Consider the following 22,619-nt stretch of genomic DNA (forward strand, 5'->3'; position numbering starts at 1 on the left):
ACAAAAGAGGATCGGAATGTTCTCCCCGATCTGTGATCTTAAAGAAAATTTGAATATCCTTTATTTTTTTTTCTTGAGGGGTTGTGAAATTTGATCGTTGATTTCCACTCCAGGCACTCGCTTTCCGCGGGCGGTCGGGGAGCCTCCTCGGCTTGCACCTGCGGGGTCTCCCCTAGACACGCTTTTCCCGCAGGAGTCTCGTACCTTACGTTCCAATCAACTTTGTTTTATTTAGATAGAACCCTTTTGTTTAAAACTAGTAATTGTTTGCCGGCAGTTTTTTTCTGGGTTTGTAAAATGGGAACGTTGATTTCCACTCCAGGCACTCGCTTTCCGCGGGCGGTCGGGGAGCCTCCTCGGCACGCCTTCCGGGTCTCCCATGCCACGCTTTTCTGCAGGAGTCTCGTACCTTACGTTCCAATCAACTTTGTTTTATTTAGATAGAACCCTTTTGTCTACAAATTGCGTTTGTAAAATGGGAACGTTGATTTCCACTCCAGGCACTCGCTTTCCGCGGGCGGTCGGGGAGCCTCCTCGGCTTGCGCCTGCGTGGTCTCCCCTAGGCACGCTTTTCCCGCAGGAGTCTTGTACCTTCCGTTCCAATCACTGGAACTTTTTTAAAAGAAAAAAATGAGGGTAAAAGGGTTGTCTACATTCTGAAAGGAGTATAGCCACTCCTTTTTTTGTTTCCCTTTTTATATGTCCCATTCCAACATTCCCTGTAGTTGGAATAGGACATATATACTATCCAGCCTTTCATCGTAAGGTCTTTATACTCTGAAATTCGGCAATTGTAAGAAAATCCCGATTGTATTATAATGATTAAGAGTATTGAGAATATTCAGAAGGAGGGGGCAAATGAGCAATAAGCCGTGGCAAGCTATTTATCCGGAACAGATACCCGCTGTTTTGTCGTACGAAGATAAACCTCTTTATTCTTTTTTAAAGGAATCAGCCGAGGAATTCCCTGATAAAGTATCGATTCATTTCCAGGGAAAAGAATTAACTTTCCGGGAAGTGCATGAATCTGCTTTAAAGTTTGCAGACTATTTAAAAAGTATCGGACTTCAAAAAGGCGAACGCGTTGCCGTCATGCTACCTAACTGCCCTCAGGGTGTCATAAGCTTTTTTGGGATATTGATGGCCGGAGGAGTCGTGGTTCAAACGAACCCAACCTATACTGAACGTGAATTAGAATATCAAATGAAAGATTCCGGAGCGAAAATGATTTTAGTGATGGATATTTTATTTCCCCGTGTTTCTGCAGTGGCATCAAGAACGGATATTGAACATATAATTGTAACCGCTATCAAGGAATATTTACCTTTCCCGAAAAATCTTATCTATCCTTTTATTCAAAAAAAGCAATACGGCATTGTCATCAATGTGGAGCATGAAGGGAATCATCATTTATTTTCCGAAATCATGAAACGAAAGATCACTGAAGAAGTCGACACTGTGCCGATCGATGTCAATAATGATCTTGCCCTTTTGCAATATACAGGTGGGACAACTGGCTTTCCCAAAGGGGTCATGCTTACTCATAAGAACTTGCTGGCAAATACGAAAATGTGCAATGCATGGCTTTACAAAAATAAGCGCGGTGAGGAAAGGATCCTTGCGATTCTGCCTTTCTTCCATGTGTACGGTATGACTACGGTCTTGGTTCTTTCCGTCATGGAAGGGAACACCATGATCATCATGCCGAAGTTTGATGTCGAAGCGACGCTTAAAACCATCCAAAAACAGAAACCGACCATGTTTCCAGGAGCGCCAACGATGTATATCGGCCTCTTGAACCATCCGGATATCGCTAAATATGATCTTTCTTCCATCAATGCCTGTATTAGCGGTTCTGCATCTTTGCCCTTAGAGGTTCAAGAGCAGTTTGAGAAAATTACCGGCGGGAAGCTAGTTGAAGGCTATGGACTTTCAGAAACCTCACCTGTGACACATGCTAATTTCATTTGGGATCAGCCGCGTGTAAAAGGAAGCGTTGGACTGCCGTGGCCGGACACTGACTCGGCGATTCTGTCCCTGGAATCCAATGAAGAGCTTCCTCCGAATGAAATAGGCGAGATTGCCATAAAAGGACCACAGGTAATGAAAGGTTATTGGAACCGTCCGGATGAAACGGAAAAAACCTTTAAAAATGGCTGGCTGCTTACTGGCGATCTGGGTTATATGGATGAGCAGGGGTTCTTTTATGTCGTCGAGAGGAAAAAGGATACAATCATTGCAGGTGGTTTCAATATATATCCACGTGAGGTGGAAGAGGTGCTATACGAGCATGAGGCCATACAGGAAGTAGTCGTGGCAGGCATCCCTGACCCTTATCGAGGAGAGACCGTCAAGGCCTATGTCGTCCTGAAAAAAAATGCCAGGGTCACTGAAGAGGAATTGAATGAATTTGCCAGAAAGAACCTGGCTTCGTATAAGGTGCCGCGAAGCTATGAATTCAGGGATGAACTTCCTAAAACGACGATAGGGAAGATCCTGAGAAGAGTCCTTATCGAGGAAGAAAAGAAAAAAATATCCGAGGAAAGAAAAGAAGCTTAAACAAGCACCCCCTTTTAACGGAGCAGCGGAAGAGGGCTCCGTTTTGCAGAACAGCTGGACAAGCTATGGATGGTGGCTGTACAATGAACAGAAGTGAAATGTCAGGAGCCTTATATAAGGTTTTGCTTGACAGTAAAGGGTCATCATTTTATGATAGAAATATGAATGATGGTTCATTCATTTTTCTGAAAGGGGACATCCAGTGAAAAGCAACAGACCAAAGTATAATCAAATTATTGATGCGGCCGTTATTGTCATTGCCCAAAACGGTTACTATCAAGCCCAAGTATCCAAAATTGCCAAACAGGCAGGCGTAGCGGATGGCACCATTTATCTTTATTTTAAAAATAAAGAAGATATCTTAATATCATTATTCCATGAAAAGATGGGGTATTTTGTGGAACAGATCGAGGAAGAGATAAAAGGAAAGACCACTGCTTCGGAAAAACTGCATGTGCTCATCCAAAAACATTTTCAAAACCTTTCAGAAGACGTGAATTTAGCAATTGTCACTCAGTTGGAATTAAGACAGTCGAATAAAGAATTGCGCCATAGGATCAATGATGTGTTAAGAGGGTATTTAAATTTAATCGATCAGATCATTATAGAAGGAAAAGAGAACGGCGAATTCCTGCCTGATTTAAATAATTTACTTGCCAGGCAGATGATTTTTGGAACGATTGATGAAACTGTGACGACTTGGGTCATGAATGAGCAAAAGTATTCGCTTCCTGACCTTGCACCAGACGTTCACCGCCTGCTGATTGGCGGCTGTGGCCTGAAAAGTTAACGATTTAAATAGAGGATGGCTAGCCATCCTCGAAAGAATCGGTTAATTCAACTTCCAGCTTTAACTGGAAGTGATACATAGAGAATTATCAAAAAAGTTTGACTATCATGCCTGGAGGGATTGATATGGAATATCTTAAGCTTTCTGTCGAAAATCATGTGGCTTTTATAACGATTGATCATGCACCAGCAAATGCACTTTCTTCGGCTATCATCGGAGAGCTTTCACAGGCATTCGATCAAATTGGGAAAGACGAAGCCGTACGGGTTGTCCTTCTTCATGGTGAAGGAAGATTCTTCTCTGCAGGAGCGGACATTAAAGAGTTTACGGAAGTGAAAAACGGGAAAGCTTTCGAGAAGCTGACCAAGAATGGTCAATCTGTATTTGAGAAAATCGAATCTTTTCCCAAACCGGTCATTGCAGCCATCCATGGTGCGGCGCTTGGCGGAGGATTGGAGCTGGCTATGGCCTGCCACATCCGTTTGGTCACCGAAAGGGCTAAACTTGGTTTGCCTGAGCTGCAGTTGGGCTTAATCCCCGGATTTGCTGGGACCCAACGTCTTCCTCGTTACGTAGGCATGGCAAAGGCAGCTGAAATGCTGTTTACAAGCGAACCGATTTCAGGCACCGAAGCTGTGCAATGCGGATTGGCGAATCATGCCTTCACGGATGAAGAACTGATTCCAAAAGCTAAGGATCTAGCCAATAAAATTGCCAAGAAGAGCCCACTGGCATTAAAGGCGGCCATTGAGTTATTGAATTATTCCAAGCATGATTCTTACCATACAGGTGTGGAAAGGGAAGCTGCCCTCTTTGGTCAGGCTTTCGATACTGCCGATGCACAAGAAGGAATCGCCGCTTTCATTGAAAAAAGGGAAGCTGTATTCAAAGGGAAATGATGTTTCGGTTTAAATAACTATTTTTATATATCATGCAGGATTATGGTGAAATCTGTAGAACATTACTATATATCAATAAAATTCATAATCTTCAAAACTCAAATTATTCGGGAGGTATTATCGTGAACATTTATGTACTGCTGAAAAGAACATTTGATACAGAAGAAAAAATTACACTATCCAACGGGAAAATCAATGAGGATGGGGCAGAATTCATCATTAATCCATACGATGAGTATGCAGTTGAAGAAGCAATCCAGGTGCGTGATGCACAAGGCGGCGAAGTAACGGTTATTTCTGTCGGAACAGAAGAGGCTGAAAAGCAATTACGCACAGCGTTGGCAATGGGTGCTGACAAAGCTGTATTGATAAATATAGAAGACGACATAGAAAATGGTGACCAATTCACGACTGCCAAAATTATTGGCGAATACTTAAAAGATAAAAATGCGGATCTAATCATTGCAGGGAACGTTGCAATCGATGGCGGCTCTGGTCAAGTGGGACCACGCGTTGCCGAAATTTTGGGAATTCCTTATATTACAACCATTACTAAATTGGACATAGAAAATGGAAATGTAAGCGTTATCCGTGATGTCGAAGGGGACTCTGAAACGATCGAAGCCTCTCTTCCATTATTGGTGACAGCGCAACAAGGGCTAAATGAGCCACGTTATCCTTCATTGCCAGGAATCATGAAGGCAAAGAAAAAACCGCTTGAAGAATTGGAATTGGATGACCTGGATTTGGAAGAGGACGATGTTGAGGCCAAAACAAAAACGATTGAAATTTACCTTCCTGCTAAAAAAGAAGCTGGAAAAGTTTTGGACGGGGAAATCAGTGCTCAAGTTACCGAGCTTGTTCAGTTATTACGCAGTGAAGCAAAAGTGATTTAATCGATACGGTACATCTCAAAACAACAACACACGACAAAAAGAAAAATAGAGCACAGGAGGTTTTTATAAATGGCTAGAAAGTTTCTTGTATTGGGCGAAGTTCGTGATGGTTCACTAAGAAATGTATCATTTGAAGCTATCGGTGCGGCTAAGCTTGCAGCGGATGGCGGGGAAATCGTTGGTGTTTTAGTTGGTGACAGTGTTCAGAATTTCGGTAATGAAATGATCCAGTATGGTGCAGACCGGGTTATTGCAGTCGAAAATGATCAATTGAAACAATATACTTCAGATGGATATGCGCAAAGCTTGCTTGCCGTCATCGAGCAGGAAAAGCCGGAAGGAATTTTCTTTGGGCATACAGCCTTAGGAAAAGACCTTGCACCTAAATTGGCTGGAAAACTTGAATCAGGATTGATTTCCGACGTTACATCCATTGAAGAAGAAGGCGGAAATATCGTTTTCACCCGCCCGATATATTCTGGTAAAGCATTTGAAAAGAAAATTGTTACAGCTGGCGTGATTTTCGCGACAATCCGTCCGAACAATATCGAACCATTAGCGAAAGATGAGTCCCGCTCTGGTGATGTTTCTACATTAAGTGTGGATATTAAGGACTTACGGACAATCATTAAGGATGTTGTTAGAAAAGCCAGTGAAGGGGTGGACCTTTCAGAAGCGAAAGTAATCATCGCGGGTGGCCGTGGCGTGAAAAGTGAAGATGGTTTTGAACCATTAAAGGAACTGGCACAGGTTCTTGGCGGAGCGGTAGGAGCTTCCCGGGGAGCATGTGATGCAGACTATTGCGATTACTCATTACAAATCGGGCAAACGGGTAAAGTCGTAACACCTGATCTTTATATCGCCTGCGGAATTTCCGGTGCGATCCAGCATTTAGCGGGAATGTCCAATTCCAAGGTTATCGTTGCCATCAATAAAGACCCGGAAGCTAACATATTCAATGTGGCTGATTATGGAATTGTCGGAGATCTTTTCGAAGTCGTTCCATTACTTACGGAAGAATTCAAAAAACTTAAAGTTAACGCGTAATAGAAATAATACAGATGAGGGGCAAGACATTCGGCATAAGCCGATACATGTCTTGCCCCTTTGTTTGCGCTAATGGGGAGGGTTTTTGGCCTGCATAGTTACTCTTTTTTTGGACATCCTACCACTGAAGCAAAATATTAGCATCGATTTGAGCAACAGTGGTATACTGTTTTTAGTTATTTGAGTAAATTTGAGGAGGAAATATATATGGCTATTGTAAATGCAACTGACCAAACTTTCACAACAGATACTAGCGAAGGTGTCGTTCTTGTAGACTTTTGGGCTCCATGGTGTGGACCTTGTAAAATGATCGCTCCTGTTCTTCAAGAGCTTGATACTGAAATTGGCGATACAGCAAAAATCGTAAAAGTGGATGTAGATGAAAACCAAGAAACAGCTGGAAAATTCGGTGTGATGAGCATCCCGACATTAATCGTCCTTAAAGACGGTGAAGTGGTCGATAAGGTTGTTGGTTTCCAACCTAAAGAAGCACTTGCTGAACTTATTGCAAAACACGCGTAATAGTAAGATAGCTAATAAAAGCTTCAAGTCTGCGGACTTGAAGCTTTTTTCGCTATCTTGATATATAATGATTGTAAAAAAGGGAGAACAGGAGGCTGAATGCATGAATCAACAAATAAAGAATAAACTTGCCCTTCTTCCCGATCAACCTGGTTGTTATTTAATGAAAGATCGTCAGGGAACGATCATATATGTAGGCAAAGCGAAAGTGTTGAAAAATCGTGTCCGCTCTTATTTTACGGGATCTCACGACGGTAAAACATTTCGACTCGTGAACGAGATTGAGGATTTCGAATACATTGTCACCTCTTCCAATATCGAGGCTCTTATTTTAGAGTTGAACTTAATCAAAAAACATGACCCAAAATATAATGTCATGCTAAAGGATGATAAGACGTATCCTTTCATCAAGCTGACTGCGGAACGCCACCCGCGTCTAATCATTACGCGAAAAGTCAAAAAAGACAAAGGGAAATATTTCGGTCCTTATCCGAATGCATTTGCAGCTAACGAAACGAAAAAATTGCTCGACCGCATCTATCCCCTAAGAAAATGCAATACGTTACCGGATCGCGTTTGTCTCTACTATCACCTTGGTCAGTGCCTGGCCCCATGTGTATATGATGTAGAGGAACAGGAATATAAAAAAATGGTCGATGATATCAACCGGTTCTTGAACGGCGGGCATACTGAAATAAAAAAAGAACTGACTGAAAAAATGCTGGAGGCATCGGAAGAACTCGATTTCGAGAGGGCCAAGGAGTTCCGTGACAAGATTGCCCACATCGATATTACGATGGAGAAGCAGAAAATGATGACGACCGATTTCATCGACAGGGATGTTTTTGGCTTTGCCTATGATAAAGGCTGGATGTGCGTTCAGGTATTTTTTGTCCGGCAGGGTAAATTGATAGAAAGGGATGTTTCGCTTTTTCCGGTCTACGATGAACCCGAACAGGAACTTCTTACATTCCTCGGTCAGTTTTACGAGATTACGAACCACTTTAAACCAAAGGAAATCTTGCTGCCTGAATCTGTGGATGCCGAAATGGCCGAAGGGCTGCTTGGTGTCAAAACGATTCACCCGAAACGGGGAGCGAAAAAAGACATGCTTAAATTGGCGAATAAAAATGCCTCCATCGCCCTTCAGGAAAAATTCTCTTTGATTGAGAGGGATGAAGAAAGAACGATCAATGCGGTGGAAAACCTCGGGAAACAACTGGGTATCTACACCCCGCATCGAATTGAAGCTTTCGATAACTCCAATATCCAGGGAAGTGACCCCGTTTCCGCTTTAGTCGTGTTCATTGATGGGAAGCCGGAAAAAAGAGAGTACCGAAAATATAAGATCAAGACGGTCCAGGGACCTGATGATTATGAATCGATGCGTGAAGTGGTCAGAAGAAGGTATTCACGAGTATTGAAAGAAGGGCTGCCGCTTCCGGACTTGATCATCATTGATGGCGGAAAGGGACATGTCGAAGCGGTACGGGATATTCTGGAAAATGAATTAGGCTTGGATATTCCACTTTCAGGCCTCATTAAGGATGAAAAGCATAGGACCTCGCAATTGATGATCGGAAATCCGCTTGAACTTGTACCTCTTGATTCAAGGAGCCAGGAATTTTACCTATTGCAAAGAATTCAGGATGAAGTGCATCGGTTCGCGATTACGTTTCATCGCCAGCTACGCGGGAAAAATGCGGTTCACTCCCAGCTTGATGATATTCCAGGAGTCGGGGAAAAGCGAAGGAAGCAATTATTAAGGCATTTTGGATCATTGAAGAAAATCAAAGAGGCGACGGCCGAGGAAATCATTGAAGCTGGTATGCCAAAAGGGGTAGCCGAGGGAATCGTTAGAAAATTACAAGAATAATCTTGCTACCGATAAATCTCTATGCTATGATTAAAAGGAATTTTTAACTAGACAACTTAAAAGTGCTGATAGAGGTGCGGAATTCAAGAGTAAAAACCTGGAGAAGTATGAGCTTCCATGAAAGGTTTTGAAAGGGGACGCCGCCGAAGGAAGACAAGACTCATACCTTGTCCTCCTGGTCCGACATTTAAGAAATGGCGGATTGTCAGGGTTTATACCCTGGAGAGCTATCTCACTGTGATTACAGTATTAAGATATGTGACCACAGCAATGAGATATTTCTCATTGCTTTTTTTATTGCCTAAAAAGTAGAGAGGGTGCATGAGGATGGCATTAATCGTTCAAAAATTCGGCGGAACATCCGTCGGTAGCGTAGAAAAAATCAAAAATGTTGCCAATCGGGTAATCGAGGAAGCGGAGAAAGGAAATGAGGTTGTCGTCGTTGTTTCAGCTATGGGGAAAACAACGGACCAATTGGTTTCCATGGCGCGTGATATTTCCGGATCCCCAAGCAAGAGGGAAATGGATATGCTATTGACGACTGGGGAACAGGTAACGATTTCCCTGTTAACGATGGCATTGATTGAAGAAGGACATGAAGCCATTTCATATACCGGCTGGCAGGCTGGCATGCAAACGGAATCCGTTCATGGGAATGCCCGGATTTTAAACATCGATGCCACGAGGATCCAAGCCCAGCTTCAGGAGAAGAAAATAGTGGTCGTAGCCGGTTTCCAGGGTAACGATGCAAATGGGGAAATCACTACCTTAGGGCGAGGCGGTTCCGATACGACGGCAGTTGCCATCGCAGCAGCGCTTAATGCGGATAGATGCGATATTTATACAGATGTAACGGGTGTTTTCACAACGGACCCACGCTACATAAAAGGCGCGCGAAAACTCCAATCCATTTCTTACGATGAAATGCTGGAACTTGCCAACCTGGGGGCGGGCGTCCTTCACCCAAGGGCTGTCGAATATGCAAAGAATTATCAAATTCCGCTTGAAGTCCGTTCAAGCATGGAGAGAGAATCAGGTACGATCATAGAGGAGGAAGCAACTATGGAAGAAAACTTAATTGTACGCGGCATTGCTTTTGAAGACAGTATTACGAGGGTCACAATATATGGTTTGCCCCAATCACTTGGTGCATTATCCACGATCTTCACGACGCTTGCGAAAAACCGGATCAATGTGGACATCATCATTCAAAGCATGACTGCCGAGGATACGACGAATCTATCTTTTTCCACAAAAAGTGAAGATACGGAAGCGGCCTTGATCGTGCTGGAAAATAATAAAGATCAATTGGGATTCGACCGGGTCGAAACGGAGAGCGGATTGGCCAAAGTGTCCATCGTCGGTTCTGGTATGGTATCCAATCCGGGAGTGGCTGCCGAAATGTTTGAAGTGATGGCCAATACAGGCATCCAGGTGAAAATGGTCAGCACATCGGAAATTAAAGTTTCGACCGTCGTCAATGAAAAGGAAATGGTGAAGGCAGTTGAATCCCTTCATGAAGCATTTAAACTTGGTCAGCATGCAAATGTGCTAGCCTAAGTGTCAGGAGTCCAATAAAAAACAGACTTCCGGTAAAAAGGGTAAGTCTGTTTTCAGGGCTCATTAGATTGGATCTCTGGGATCCCATTGGATGGTGAATATCACTTTTTTTGCGCGGCGTTTGATTTCTTCCGTTGATTCGCTGAGGAATTTTTTTTGCAGTGAAAACTGCTCGGCAAGGAAACCGGCTTCAAGCTGGAAGTGACAATCAGGGTGTAAATCCAGGCGGCGGCTGATTATTTCACCCGTGAGGGATAATTCCATTTGGTGTTTCGTATACTTCAAGATTTCCAGATTACCCCATCCAGCGCTTTGGAAAAATTCAATCACTTCCTGATCGCCCTTCAATGGGAATTTTCTTGCTAATTGTTTACCTGCCCAATAGAGGATTTGATTAGAGTCTTTTCCGAGAATATCGTTCAATAGAACTTCTCTGATTAATTCGTACCCGAAAGCTGGAACTTTGAATTCTTCAGTTTGAATTTCTTCCGTTTGAATCTCTTCTTCTATCGCAGCAGCAATATTTTTTTTCATAGTTTATCGCCTCTTTCTGTAAATCTATTATAAACGTATTTCTTTTGCAAATTATACTGTTTTTTATTTATTTAAATAGCAATTGGAAAAAAATGATAAATTATACCGAGATATTAATAGTTAAATTACAAATTTATTCAAAATATCATCTTGACAAACAAAAAATACCCAATATAATCCAATAAAATCTATTCTGAAAAAGAGATTTCTTGTATCCGTTTTCTTGACGCACATAGAAGTCAGGAGTAAAATGGACATGTCACATAATTGTAAAGGAAGTATAGAGGAGTTTTTTGACTCTATACTGTATTTTCACGCGGAGATAAAAGGTAGCCACCAGTTTATCTTTGCATGATTTTTCACAAATTAAGGGGGGGCACTTAGTGGCAAAAAATCGTGAGTTTGGGAATCGCAGGCTTCATTCACTTCTAGGAGTAATTCCAATTGGTCTATTCCTAATTTTTCATTTATCTGTAAACTTTATGGCAACAAAAGGAGAAGAGACTTTTAATGGGGCAGTTCATTTAATTGAGTTTACGCCCGTGAAGATTTTGGTGGAATGGGTCGTCATCTATCTACCGCTCATTTTCCATGCTGTGTACGGAATCTATATTGCCTTTACAGCAAAAAACAATTTAGGCAGATTTAGTTTCTTCCGTAACTGGATGTTCATGCTACAACGCCTAACTGGAATCATAACGTTGATTTTCCTTGTTTGGCATATATGGGCAACGAGAATCCAAGCAGCTATGGGTGCTGAAGTTAACTTTGACATGATGGCAGAGATTTTCTCTAGTCCATTCATGATTGTGTTCTATATTGTTGGTATTATCTCGGCAATCTTCCACTTTGCTAATGGATTATGGTCATTTGCTGTGAGCTGGGGTCTTACAGTTTCACCAAGATCGCAAAGAATCATGACTTACTTTACATTGATCGTTTTCGTTCTTCTTTCTTATATCGGAATCAGCGCAATTTTCGCATTCGTATAAGAAGATAGAGTTCATTTATAAGAATTAGGAAAAACATAGCTTGGCTAATGGAAATAAGGGAGTGACAGAATTGGGTAAAGGTAAAATAGTTATCGTTGGTGGAGGTCTAGCTGGATTAATGGCTACGATCAAAGCAGCAGAGCTGGGACAACAGGTTGATTTATTTTCTTTAGTGCCTGTTAAACGCTCTCACTCAGTTTGTGCCCAAGGCGGAATCAACGGGGCAGTAAATACAAAAGGTGAAGGGGATTCTCCATATATCCACTTCGACGATACAGTTTATGGCGGAGATTTCTTGGCTAACCAACCGCCGGTTAAAGCGATGTGCGAAGCAGCACCATCAATCATTCATATGTTTGACCGTATGGGTGTTATGTTCAACCGTACTCCGGAAGGTCTTCTTGATTTCCGTCGTTTCGGTGGCACTCAACATAGCCGTACAGCATTCGCCGGTGCAACAACTGGTCAGCAATTACTTTACGCATTGGACGAGCAGGTTCGCCGTTATGAAGTTGAAGGCCTTGTAACGAAATATGAAGGCTGGGAATTCCTTGGAGCTGTTATCGATGATGAGCAAACAGCACGCGGTATCGTAGCACAAAACCTGACTTCAATGGAAATCAAATCATTCCCTGGAGACGCAGTCATCATGGCGAGCGGCGGCCCTGGAATCATTTTCGGTAAATCAACGAACTCAATGATCAATACAGGTTCAGCAGCTTCCATCGTTTATCAGCAAGGTGTTAATTATGCTAATGGTGAGTTCATTCAAATTCACCCGACAGCAATCCCTGGCGATGACAAACTTCGTCTAATGAGTGAATCCGCTCGTGGTGAAGGTGGCCGTATCTGGACATATAAAGACGGGAAACCTTGGTATTTCCTTGAAGAAAAATACCCTGCTTATGGTAATCTGGTACCTCGTGATATCGCGACTCGTGAAATCTTCGACGTATGTATGAACATGAAGCTTGGCATTAATGGTGAAAACATGGTTTACCTGGATCTATCACATAAAGATCCTAAATTACTTGATATTAAACTTGGCGGAATCATTGAAATCTACGAGAAATTCATGGGTGAAGATCCTCGTAAAGTTCCAATGAAAATTTTCCCTGCCGTTCACTATTCCATGGGCGGACTTTGGGTTGATTATGACCAAATGACTAACATCAAAGGTTTATTCGCTGCAGGTGAGTGCGATTATTCACAACATGGCGGTAACCGTCTTGGTGCCAACTCACTTCTTTCTGCAATCTATGGTGGTTCAGTCGCTGGACCGAATGCCGTTAAATATATTGAAGGCCTTGCTAAAACTTCAGAATCCATTCCTTCTTCATTGTATGAAGGGTACGAAAAACAAGAACAAGAGAAATGGAATGAAGTCATGTCTCTTGATGGTAACGAAAATGCGTACATCCTTCACAAAGAACTTGGTGAGTGGATGACTCAGCATGTTACTGTAGTTCGTTACAATGACAAGCTGAAAGAAACGGATAACAAGATTCTTGAGCTGATGGAACGTTACAAGAAAATTAACATCAATGACACGGCAAAATGGAGTAACCAAGGAGCTGCATTCACTAGACAGCTGCAAAACATGATGCAATTGGCCCGTGTAATCACAATTGGTGCGTTAAACCGTGATGAAAGCCGCGGAGCGCATTACAAACCTGATTTCCCAGAACGTAATGATGAGGAATTCATGAAAACTACTATGGCAACATTCAAAGGCTTGGATCAAGCACCTGAATTCCATTATGAAGATATTGATGTATCACTGATCGCACCGCGTAAACGTGACTACACTACGAAACACTAAAGAGGGGGAGCAAAAAAATGGTTGAAACTAAATCTGAGACTAAAACAGTCCGTTTTATAATCACTCGTCAAGATACACCGGATTCAGCTCCTTATGATGAGGAATTCGAATTAGCGTACCGTCCGAATATGAACGTAATTTCCGCCCTAATGGAAATTCGTCGTAATCCAGTAACGGTACAAGGCAAGCACACTACAGCAATCGCATGGGACATGAACTGTCTTGAAGAGGTATGTGGTGCTTGTTCAATGGTTATCAATGGTAAACCAAGACAATCATGTACAGCTCTTATCGATCAATTGGAGCAGCCGGTTCGTCTAGCACCAATGCGTACATTCCCTGTTGTTCGTGACCTGCAAGTCGATCGCAGCCGTATGTTCGACTCATTGAAAAAGGTAAAAGCATGGATTCCAATCGATGGAACGTACAACCTTGGACCAGGACCGCGTATGCCAGAAAAGAAACGTCAATGGGCTTACGAGTTATCTAAATGTATGACTTGCGGTGTATGTTTGGAAGCTTGTCCGAACGTAAACAGCAATTCAGACTTCATTGGGCCACAACCATTATCACAAGTTCGTTTATTCAATGCACATCCAACTGGTGCAATGAACAAAGCTGAACGTTTAAATACGATCATGGGTGATGGAGGACTTGCAAACTGCGGTAACTCACAAAACTGCGTGCAGTCTTGCCCTAAAGGCATTCCATTAACGACTTCGATTGCTGCGTTGAACCGTGATACTACGATCCAACAATTCCGTAACTTCTTCGGCAGTGATGAAGTTTAATCATGAACATGAAAGAACCTGTATCTTATGATATGGGTTCTTTTTTTCATTTTTTTACATACACAGGCTTGGTTGGGAATCGAGAGAATCATAAACGATTGATAACTGGGGTTGAAGTGTAAATCCGGCACCAGGCCAACTGTGAAGGATTTGTGAAGTGAGCTTGATAATTTACCCTGCTTTCAATAGAAAATCCTTTTCATTATCGTTGTTTTCTTATAAAATGAGTGAATAGTCATTCAATTCAGAAAGGGTGTGCACAAGTTGGGCAAAATATCATATATCGATAATATAACGGAGTGGATCAATGATTTTTCTTTTAAACATGAGATTAAGATCCGCTTTTCGGAAACTGATATGTTTGGGCACTTGAATAACACGATTCCTTTTACTTATTTTGAGGAAGCTCGGATTGAGTATTTCAACAGTATGGGGTTCATGAAGGATTGGACCTCGGCTGAATGCGGTGAGATGCCGGTTGTTGCCAATTTACAGTGTGATTACCTTAAGCAGATGTTTTTCAATGATCAATTGACAATCCATGTGAAAGCTGACCATATCGGAAATTCTTCAGTGGACCTACACTATATGGGGACTAAACAAGATGGTTCAATTTGTTTAACGGGCAGGGGGACGATTGTACAAGTGTCCAAGGCCACCGGGAAGCCGGTACCTTGGACGGAAGACATGAAGCGTTCGATGCTGTATACTGTGCTGGAACATTCCTAAAAATATTTCCATTTAGACAAGTAAAAGAGTCACTCCATTGCCCCAGCCGACATACTATATCTTGACTAAATAGACACCCACTCCGGGTTTTATGCTGGTGAAGGCAAGGAGGGTAACATTACTTGAAGGAGAACGAATTCACTCATAAGCCATTACTCACCAAAAGAGAAAAAGAAGTATTTGAGTTACTAGTACAAGACAAAACAACAAAAGAAATCGCAGGTGAATTGTTTATTAGCGAAAAAACAGTTCGAAACCATATTTCGAATGCGATGCAGAAGCTTGGAGTTAAAGGACGTTCGCAGGCAGTCATAGAACTCCTTCGTATGGGAGAACTTAAGCTTTAATGTGTTAACTCTACGTAAGCCTTATAAATAATTTCTCTCCCGTTCATTGGCAGCATATAAGGAAGGGCAAAACAATTTGGTTGTTTTGACTTCTTTGGATGCTGCTTATTTTTATGGCGGGGTTTCATTATGATTCCAGTCAATCAATCTTGAAAATCATTTCACTTTCATCCAAAATGGTAGTATGATAAGTTTCATGAAGTGGGGAGCTGTGTTTATGGATGAAGAGAAGCAGGCGGCATATGTAGCCGATATCGAGAAGGAATTGCGCTATGTATCGTCATGGCTTAAGCAAAGGGGAAGAGAAATTCTCCATGATTATAAAATTACCATTCCTCAATTCGTGGCTTTGCAATGGCTTTTTGAATCAGGGGACATGACGATTGGCGAATTGTCCACGAAGATGTTTCTCGCTTTCAGTACAACGACGGACCTGATTGACCGCATGGAGAAACATCAGCTTGTCCAGCGTGTCAGGGATGAAAAGGATCGGCGTGTGGTTCGAATTCACCTTCTTGAAGAAGGCGAACGGATAATCGAAGAAGTGATTAATAAACGGAGGCAGTACTTGAGTGGCGTGTTAGTCAATTTTAACGAATCTGACATCATGTCCCTCAAAGGGATTCTAGTAAAACTACATCAAGAAATGAAAGAAAAATGAGGCGAGTTTTTTGAAACAACCGATAGGTATCATTGATTCAGGAGTAGGCGGCTTGACAGTAGCTAAAGAAGTCATGCGTCAGCTTCCAAATGAAAATATAATTTACTTAGGTGATACAGCAAGATGCCCATATGGGCCGAGGACAAAAAAAGATGTCCAAACCTTCACATGGCAAATGACGAGATTTTTGATGAAGAAGGATATAAAAATGCTGATCATCGCTTGCAATACAGCGACTGCAGCTGTATTGGATGAAATCAGGGCTATACTTCCGATTCCTGTGTTGGGTGTCATACACCCAGGGGCAAGGGCGGCATTGAAAGTTTCTGATTCCTTGCATATTGGAGTTATCGGTACGGAAGGCACGGTAAAAAGCAAAGCTTATGACGATGCACTTGCTTCCATCAATTCCGATGTGAAAGTAGATAGTTTAGCATGCCCGAAATTTGTCCCAATCGTAGAAAGCGGGGAGTTTCAAGGGGGGATCGTCAATCGGGTCGTGGCACAAACCTTGAACCCGTTGAAGAAAACGAAAATCGATACACTGATCCTTGGCTGTACCCATTATCCACTGCTGGGGCCTGTAATATCTTCCTATATGGGGGATAAAGTACAAGTCATTTCCTCCGGAGAAGAGACGGCCCGGGAGGCAAGTGTCATTTTGGATTACTATAAATTAATCAATAAAAGCAAGCTCCGTCCAGTTCATCGCTTTTATACAACCGGTTCAAGAGATATGTTTGGTTCCATCGCGTCGAGCTGGCTCGGTATTCATGCCAATACCATCGAAACAATTAAAATCGATCACTTATAAGACTTCCATTTGGAAGTTTCAGACTGCAGACAAACTTAATGAAAATGGAGTTTGTCTGCAGTTTTTTTATGGTTTGTACATGTGGCCGTTGATTGGAACGTGAGGGACTCGCTTTCCCTGCAGGTGCATGAAAGGATCCTATCCAGCATTCAGATTATACTTGGGGATAGGAGTCGATTGTTCCAAGGAAGTCTCCCAAATCCTAATGAAGCTAAAAAAGATGCATCAATACGGGCAAATTGCCCAGCTCCATTATCGGAGGGAAAATAATTGGTCTATTTTCCCCTAGGGCTCGTATAAATAGGAGTACAAACTGTCCTAGGAGTGATTTTATGTCCAATAAATCAAAAGTAACAATGGCTGTGACCATTCTGGCATCTTCTTTTTGGCTTTCAGGCTGCGGATTATTTGGCGGTGAAGAGAAAAAGGAAATTGATCCCCCGAAGGATGTTTCATTAGTCGAGGATGAATCTTCATTAAAAGAAACAGAAACGAATGGTGAGGAAAAGCCAGCGACTGAGGGGGAAGAAGGCGCGGTAGAATCGAAAACGGTGAAGACGGAGTTATATTTAATTGATAAAAGCGGGTATGTGGTTCCACAGACATTGGAACTTCCTAAATCGGAAGCTGTCGCTAAACAAGCCCTTGATTACCTTGTCAATAACGGACCAGTCACGGATAAACTTCCAAATGGGTTCAGGGCCGTCATTCCTGCCGATACCCAAATAAGCGTGAACATTAAAGACGGGGTGGCTGTGGCGGACTTTTCGCCGGAATTCAAAAACTATCAGAAAGAGGATGAACTTAAAATCCTTCAAGCCATCACATGGACCCTGACACAATTCGACTCGGTCGATAAAATCCAAATGAGAATCAATGGGGAAGATATTTCCGAAATGCCGGTCAATGGCACACCGATAGATGAAAATATCTCAAGGTCTTCAGGAATCAATATCGATACGAGTGATGTAGTCGACATTTCCAATACCAAAGCACTCACCGTTTATTATGTAGGCGGTGATGAGGAGTACACTTATTATGTTCCCGTGACGCGCAGGATCAGCGAAACGGTGACTGATAATGTAACAGCAGTCATTCAGGAATTAACGAAGAGTCCTTCGGGCTCTAGCCTGCAAACAGGGTTCATGAGTGATGTAGCTTTACTTGACGAGCCAAAAGTGGCAGAAGGTAAGGTCAGCCTGAATTTTAACGAAAATATCCTTGGAAGCTTTAAAGAAAAAAAGGTATCACAAGAGGTCCTTGATGCCTTGGTCCTTTCCTTGACGGAACAGAAAGGAATTGAAAGCGTTGAAGTGCAAGTGCAGGGCAGCGCAGATGTTCTTAATGAAGAAGGTAAGAAATTATCCGAACCAGTCGTCCGTCCAGAGAAAGTCAACACAGGCAGTTTTTAAATATATGTAGAAATAAAACAATGAGGCAGCTTACAGCTGCCTCTCAGTTTGTAGACAAAAGGGGTTCGGAATTAAAAAATTCCGAACCCCTTTTGAAATTTCCATTTTACGAACCAAATGATTCGCCGGCACCAGTTGATCTAAAGTAATCATTTCAAGTTGATCTCGCTGAATAGAATATGTTTCGAAAGCATCCTCATCACCTCAAGTTTTAATAGTTCTATTTTAAAACAAAAAAGACTGTAGGCAAAAGGAGTTTCCATCTAAAATTTAAAACATAGTTGATTGGAGCGGGTGTGCGAGACTCCTGCGGGAATAGCGAGTCTAAGGGAGACCCCACAGGCGCAATTGCGCCGAGGAGGCTCCCGGACCGCCCGCGGAAAGCGAGTGCCTACGTTCCAATCAACGTCCAAATTTGTACAGTCTGTGAGGCAGCATATAGCTGCCTCTTATTTTTTTTGCCTCCGCCATTGAATGACCACGCTGTTAAAGAGTGAAAGCTAATATCGCCCCAAGGCAATTTCCCGTGTTGTGGGAAAGTTTTTACATAAATAAATTTTAAAAAGGGGAAATTACTTTTAATCATGTAATGGATGGGGGGATATTATGGATCAAAAGATCATTCAGGCTTTACACATCTATGTTTTAATCATCATGAATACAGGATTCATGGTGCATGTCCTGCTCCTCCCCAATATCTTATCCGCATCTCAACGCGACGGATGGATAAGTGTCATAATAAGTGTTGTTCCATGTATCGTTTGGACACTATTTATTTTTTATATTTATAAAAAACTAGATAAAGAAGATATAATCTCTTTTCTGAAAAAATGGTCTACACCTTTTGTTACATATATTTTCACGATAGCATTTGCCTTGTACTTTATAATTAACGCCTTCATAACCGTCAAATTTACATTGATTTGGGCAAAAGCTAATTATACTCATGACATTCCAAACATCGTAGTCGTCAGCCTATTCACTTTTATTTGTATTTTTGCAAGTTATAAAGGAATACGCACCATAAGTACTTTGGCTCTCCTATTTCTTCCGGTCGTCACTATTTTGGGGATATTTGTGGGGCTGGGGAACACGAGTAATAAGAATTACGAATTATTGTTCCCGATATTTGAAAGCGGGTATCGCCATACACTAAATGGAATGCTGTATACGAGTGCAGGATATTTAGAAATTATCGTTTTTTTATTTTTAACTCCTTACTTGAAAAACAAGCTAAAAGCCAAGTGGCTTTTACTGGTTGGTATTATCCTCATCATGCTGACGTTAGGCCCCCTCATGGGAGCGATGGCGGAATTTGGTTCTGTGGAAGCGGTGAAAATGAGGAATCCGGCATACGAACAGTGGAAGTTGCTAAGATTTGGCTATTATATTACTCGACTTGATTTCCTTTCCATTTTCCAATGGCTTTCAGGTGCCATGATCCGAATTAGTTTATGTTTATTTATAGGCTATAAGTTAATCTCGAATTCAAAACATCAGAAGTGGATACTGTTTACACTATATTTGTTAATTGTTATTGGAACGCTAATCCATTGGGATGCTACTTCATTTTTTAATCTTTTATACAAATATTTCTTTCCGATAAGCAGTCTGTTTCTTTTTAGTGCTGCAATTATACTGTTATTTATTATTTTTAAAAAGGGAAAAGGAAAAGGAAAAGGTGAAACATTATGAAGAAGGGAAATTTGAATGGTACTCCTTCTTGCATTGACCAAATCCGAAAATGGTTCGAACATTCTTCCGATGTTGTTTTAAGGACAAAAACTTTTGATAATGAAGGTCGTTATTTGTTGGGATTTTTATATGCGCCAAACTTAGTGGATATGCCATTCATCAATGAAGTGATTCTGCCTACAATATCTAAAGCGGTTCAAGAAAATGGCGAATTAACAATTGATCAATTAAGCAATATCATGGAGATCAGTACGCTTAAAAAGGGCTCTGATTTAAAAGACGGAGTAGAAAGCATTCTTTTTTCAGGAGACCTGATCATTATTAATGAATCTTCCAACGAAATTTACCATACCCCATTAGCCAATTCCCCTAAGCGCAGTCCGGAAGAATCCAATATAGAATCTTCCATTCGGGGACCTAGGGATGGATTCGTTGAGAATATAGCGGATAACATGTCTTTAATTCGCCAGAGGTTAAAAACGGCATCACTTAAATGTATAGAATATACAATCGGGAAAAGAAGTAAAACTAAAATATTGCTGCTATATATTGATGACATTATCAATCCCTCAATTCTTTTGGATGTTAAAAAACGATTGGATTCATTAAAGGCTGATATCATAGTCAGCAGTTACCAAGTTGAAGAACTCTTATATGATACTCAATTTTCCATTTTCCCCTTAATGGAGTATATCGGTCGACCGGACTATGTTGTTGAATCCTTGAATCAAGGGCGCTTTGCCATCCTGGTAGACGGGAATCCCACAAGCTTGATCGGACCAACGAGTATTAATCAGTTACTTTATGCTGCGGATGACGCACATGCAAGCTTTTTTTACATTAGTTTTATGCGCATCATACGTGTAGTCTCATTATTTGTAACGGTTACGTTACCGGGATTTTTTATAGCGTTGGTTACCTATCAATTCGATCAAATTCCCTTTTCGCTTCTTGCGACGATTTCAATCACGAGACAGGGATTACCCATACCTGCTTCTTTGGAGGCATTCGTAATGATCATAATGTTTGAACTATTTAAAGAAGCCGGTCTTCGCCTGCCAAAAGCTGTTGGTCCGACGGTTTCTGTATTGGGTGGATTGATTATAGGTGATGCAGCGATTCGGGCAGGGCTGACTTCACCCTCCATGCTCGTAGTAATTGCTGTTACAGTTCTCTCAAGCTATACCTTAATCAATCAGAATATCGCTGGGAATATCGTTCTTATAAGGTTATTCATATTTGCATGTTCAGCATTTCTAGGCTTGTTTGGATTCTTCATGGGAATATTTCTTATCTTGATTGTTGTGGTTTCCTTGGAAAGTTTCGGACAGCCTTTTGTGAATCCATTTTCCAAACCAAATAAATCGGACATGTTAAAAGTCTTATTCAAGCTTCCATATGGGATGTTAAGGCAGCGGAATCAAGCTCTACAATCCAGTGATAATGAATCGCAAAAGGAGTCGGACAAATGAGAAAGCTAATTGCAGTCATGGTAATTGGCTGTCAACTTTTATTGACGACAGGCTGCTGGGGAATGAAGGAAATTCAAGCTCAAACATATGGATCCGCTCTAGGGATCGATTATAAAGAGGGTGAATTCATCTTATACTTTCAAGCATTGAATTTTGCGGATATAGCAAAACAAGAGGGGGCCACAGCATTACAAGAAAAAACTGGTGTTGTCATTGGGAAAGGTAAAGGGGAAAGTATCGAAGAAGCATTTACTGAATTGGAACAAAATGCAGCATTGCCACTTTATATCGGGCATGTTAACTCCTTCATTTTAAGTGAGGATGTAATCAATAAGAAAATGAAGGATTTCATTGAATATGTAGGGAAAGAGCCCTTATTGCGATACAATTCATGGCTGTTTGTTACAAACGAGGATATTAAAAAGGTGTTTAACGGTGATAGTTTCTTTAATCTTCCTAACTTATTCACGATCATTCAAAGGCCAGAGACCGTTATTAATGAAAACTATTTCATTTCCCCGTTAAAATTCAGTGAACTGGTGTCGAAATTTTATCAACCGGTTGGTTCCATTTTAATTCCCTCAATGGTAATAAATGAGCATCATTACACAGACAGAGGGAAAGAAAAAAAGATACCAACGTTGAATGGCGGCTATGTTTTATCAAAACAACAGTATAAAGGGTTCGTAAGTAAACAAGATTTGATTGGTATGAAGTGGGTTGAAAATAAGGCGACAGTCATGTTTTTTTCCCTGAATAAACAAAAGGTAAGTGTTGAAATCATGGACCCCAAAACAAACATCAAAGTATTGGAACAACAAAAGAAACCCTTATATGATTTAGAAGTTAAAGCAAATGGGATATTGAAACAGAATATAGACAACTTGGATCTGGAAAAAATCGAAAAAAAGGTAGAAATAAAAATTAAGCAAGATATTTTGAAGACATTGGAGACGGGGGAGAAAATCAATACAGACCTTTTTAACATAAGTGAAAAGGCATACAGATACCATGTCAATAAGTGGGATAATAAAATTATTAATTCCTTTGATAAGACTTCAATAAATGATATAAAAGTTAATATCCATATTGAACATAGTGAAAATTACAAACGTTAGTTTATAAGTTTCAGGTTATTGCAGGTGAGGGAGTTGTGTTAGACTTAACTTATCTGGAAAATTCAGCGGCTGTTGTTGATCAT

21 protein-coding genes and 1 riboswitch are annotated in these 22,619 nt (G+C 41.3%); of the genes, 20 read left to right on the plus strand and 1 reads right to left on the minus strand.

The features are described from left to right. The first annotated feature begins 858 nt into the window (after positions 1-858). The 9 genes from OTG27_RS16140 (at position 859) to OTG27_RS16180 (ending at position 10,149) form a co-directional block, all read left to right on the plus strand. A complete protein-coding gene (locus OTG27_RS16140; protein ID WP_268937418.1) occupies positions 859-2,559 on the plus strand; it encodes a long-chain-fatty-acid--CoA ligase in 1,701 nt (566 codons plus the stop codon). 83 nt (positions 2,560-2,642) lie between these two features. After that, positions 2,643-2,765, plus strand: coding sequence for a hypothetical protein (locus OTG27_RS16145; protein WP_262983582.1), 123 nt, complete (start codon positions 2,643-2,645; stop codon positions 2,763-2,765). Next, on the plus strand, positions 2,762-3,349 hold the full coding sequence (locus OTG27_RS16150; protein WP_268937419.1) for a fatty acid metabolism transcriptional regulator FadR: 588 nt from the start codon (positions 2,762-2,764) through the stop codon (positions 3,347-3,349). Before OTG27_RS16145 ends, OTG27_RS16150 begins: the two co-directional genes overlap by 4 nt. A gap of 125 nt (positions 3,350-3,474) precedes the next feature. Continuing rightward, positions 3,475-4,248, plus strand: coding sequence for an enoyl-CoA hydratase (locus tag OTG27_RS16155; RefSeq protein WP_268937420.1), 774 nt, complete (start codon positions 3,475-3,477; stop codon positions 4,246-4,248). Positions 4,249-4,370: 122 nt separating this feature from the next. Further along, the gene (locus tag OTG27_RS16160) at positions 4,371-5,144 is read left to right on the plus strand and encodes an electron transfer flavoprotein subunit beta/FixA family protein (protein WP_057276670.1); all 774 of its coding nucleotides are present in this window, start codon (positions 4,371-4,373) and stop codon (positions 5,142-5,144) included. 69 nt (positions 5,145-5,213) lie between these two features. Then, the gene (locus OTG27_RS16165; RefSeq protein ID WP_063575532.1) at positions 5,214-6,191 is read left to right on the plus strand and encodes an electron transfer flavoprotein subunit alpha/FixB family protein; all 978 of its coding nucleotides are present in this window, start codon (positions 5,214-5,216) and stop codon (positions 6,189-6,191) included. A 201-nt stretch (positions 6,192-6,392) separates the two neighbouring features. Continuing rightward, positions 6,393-6,713, plus strand: coding sequence for a thioredoxin (trxA, locus tag OTG27_RS16170; protein ID WP_328113193.1), 321 nt, complete (start codon positions 6,393-6,395; stop codon positions 6,711-6,713). Between the two features lie 103 nt (positions 6,714-6,816). Beyond that, positions 6,817-8,589 carry an excinuclease ABC subunit UvrC gene (gene uvrC, locus OTG27_RS16175; RefSeq protein ID WP_268937421.1) on the plus strand — a complete coding sequence of 591 codons (1,773 nt, stop codon included), beginning with the start codon at positions 6,817-6,819 and terminating at the stop codon, positions 8,587-8,589. 61 nt (positions 8,590-8,650) lie between these two features. Next, positions 8,651-8,827: riboswitch (Lysine riboswitch) on the plus strand. An 89-nt stretch (positions 8,828-8,916) separates the two neighbouring features. Further along, a complete protein-coding gene (locus tag OTG27_RS16180) occupies positions 8,917-10,149 on the plus strand; it encodes an aspartate kinase (RefSeq protein ID WP_268937422.1) in 1,233 nt (410 codons plus the stop codon). Between the two features lie 63 nt (positions 10,150-10,212). Here the strand turns inward: OTG27_RS16180 and OTG27_RS16185 are convergent, their stop codons facing one another. Then, positions 10,213-10,683 (minus strand): YslB family protein, encoded by a 471-nt coding sequence (locus OTG27_RS16185; RefSeq protein ID WP_063575534.1) that lies wholly within the window; start codon positions 10,681-10,683, stop codon positions 10,213-10,215. Between the two features lie 383 nt (positions 10,684-11,066). On the opposite strand from OTG27_RS16185, the gene OTG27_RS16190 reads away from it, so the two are divergent. The 11 genes from OTG27_RS16190 to OTG27_RS16240 all read left to right on the plus strand — a co-directional run bounded on the left by OTG27_RS16190 (position 11,067) and on the right by OTG27_RS16240 (position 22,536). Then, positions 11,067-11,675 (plus strand): succinate dehydrogenase cytochrome b558 subunit, encoded by a 609-nt coding sequence (locus OTG27_RS16190; RefSeq protein ID WP_063575535.1) that lies wholly within the window; start codon positions 11,067-11,069, stop codon positions 11,673-11,675. A 70-nt stretch (positions 11,676-11,745) separates the two neighbouring features. Beyond that, positions 11,746-13,497: a succinate dehydrogenase flavoprotein subunit gene (gene sdhA, locus OTG27_RS16195; RefSeq protein ID WP_034311432.1), complete on the plus strand. Its 1,752-nt coding sequence runs from the start codon at positions 11,746-11,748 to the stop codon at positions 13,495-13,497. A gap of 17 nt (positions 13,498-13,514) precedes the next feature. Further along, positions 13,515-14,288: a succinate dehydrogenase iron-sulfur subunit gene (gene sdhB / locus OTG27_RS16200; RefSeq protein ID WP_034308984.1), complete on the plus strand. Its 774-nt coding sequence runs from the start codon at positions 13,515-13,517 to the stop codon at positions 14,286-14,288. A 264-nt stretch (positions 14,289-14,552) separates the two neighbouring features. Next, on the plus strand, positions 14,553-15,017 hold the full coding sequence (locus OTG27_RS16205) for an acyl-CoA thioesterase (RefSeq protein WP_057276667.1): 465 nt from the start codon (positions 14,553-14,555) through the stop codon (positions 15,015-15,017). Between the two features lie 122 nt (positions 15,018-15,139). After that, the gene (locus tag OTG27_RS16210) at positions 15,140-15,364 is read left to right on the plus strand and encodes a helix-turn-helix domain-containing protein (protein WP_028392149.1); all 225 of its coding nucleotides are present in this window, start codon (positions 15,140-15,142) and stop codon (positions 15,362-15,364) included. A 217-nt stretch (positions 15,365-15,581) separates the two neighbouring features. After that, entirely contained in the window at positions 15,582-16,025 is a 444-nt protein-coding gene (locus OTG27_RS16215; protein WP_034308979.1) for a MarR family winged helix-turn-helix transcriptional regulator, read from the plus strand. A gap of 10 nt (positions 16,026-16,035) precedes the next feature. Beyond that, positions 16,036-16,839 (plus strand): glutamate racemase, encoded by an 804-nt coding sequence (gene racE / locus OTG27_RS16220; RefSeq protein ID WP_057276666.1) that lies wholly within the window; start codon positions 16,036-16,038, stop codon positions 16,837-16,839. 332 nt (positions 16,840-17,171) lie between these two features. After that, positions 17,172-18,251 (plus strand): GerMN domain-containing protein, encoded by a 1,080-nt coding sequence (locus OTG27_RS16225; protein WP_034308974.1) that lies wholly within the window; start codon positions 17,172-17,174, stop codon positions 18,249-18,251. A gap of 606 nt (positions 18,252-18,857) precedes the next feature. Next, positions 18,858-19,946 (plus strand): GerAB/ArcD/ProY family transporter, encoded by a 1,089-nt coding sequence (locus OTG27_RS16230; RefSeq protein WP_268937423.1) that lies wholly within the window; start codon positions 18,858-18,860, stop codon positions 19,944-19,946. Further along, complete coding sequence (locus OTG27_RS16235; protein WP_268937424.1) at positions 19,943-21,418, plus strand: spore germination protein; 1,476 nt, start codon at positions 19,943-19,945, stop codon at positions 21,416-21,418. The genes OTG27_RS16230 and OTG27_RS16235 overlap by 4 nt, the downstream gene beginning before the upstream one ends. Continuing rightward, positions 21,415-22,536 carry a Ger(x)C family spore germination protein gene (locus OTG27_RS16240; RefSeq protein WP_268937425.1) on the plus strand — a complete coding sequence of 374 codons (1,122 nt, stop codon included), beginning with the start codon at positions 21,415-21,417 and terminating at the stop codon, positions 22,534-22,536. Before OTG27_RS16235 ends, OTG27_RS16240 begins: the two co-directional genes overlap by 4 nt. Positions 22,537-22,619 lie beyond the last annotated feature (83 nt).

It is taken from the genome of Peribacillus sp. AS_2, from assembly GCF_026891895.1.
In the GTDB taxonomy this organism is placed as follows: domain Bacteria; phylum Bacillota; class Bacilli; order Bacillales; family DSM-1321; genus Peribacillus; species Peribacillus frigoritolerans.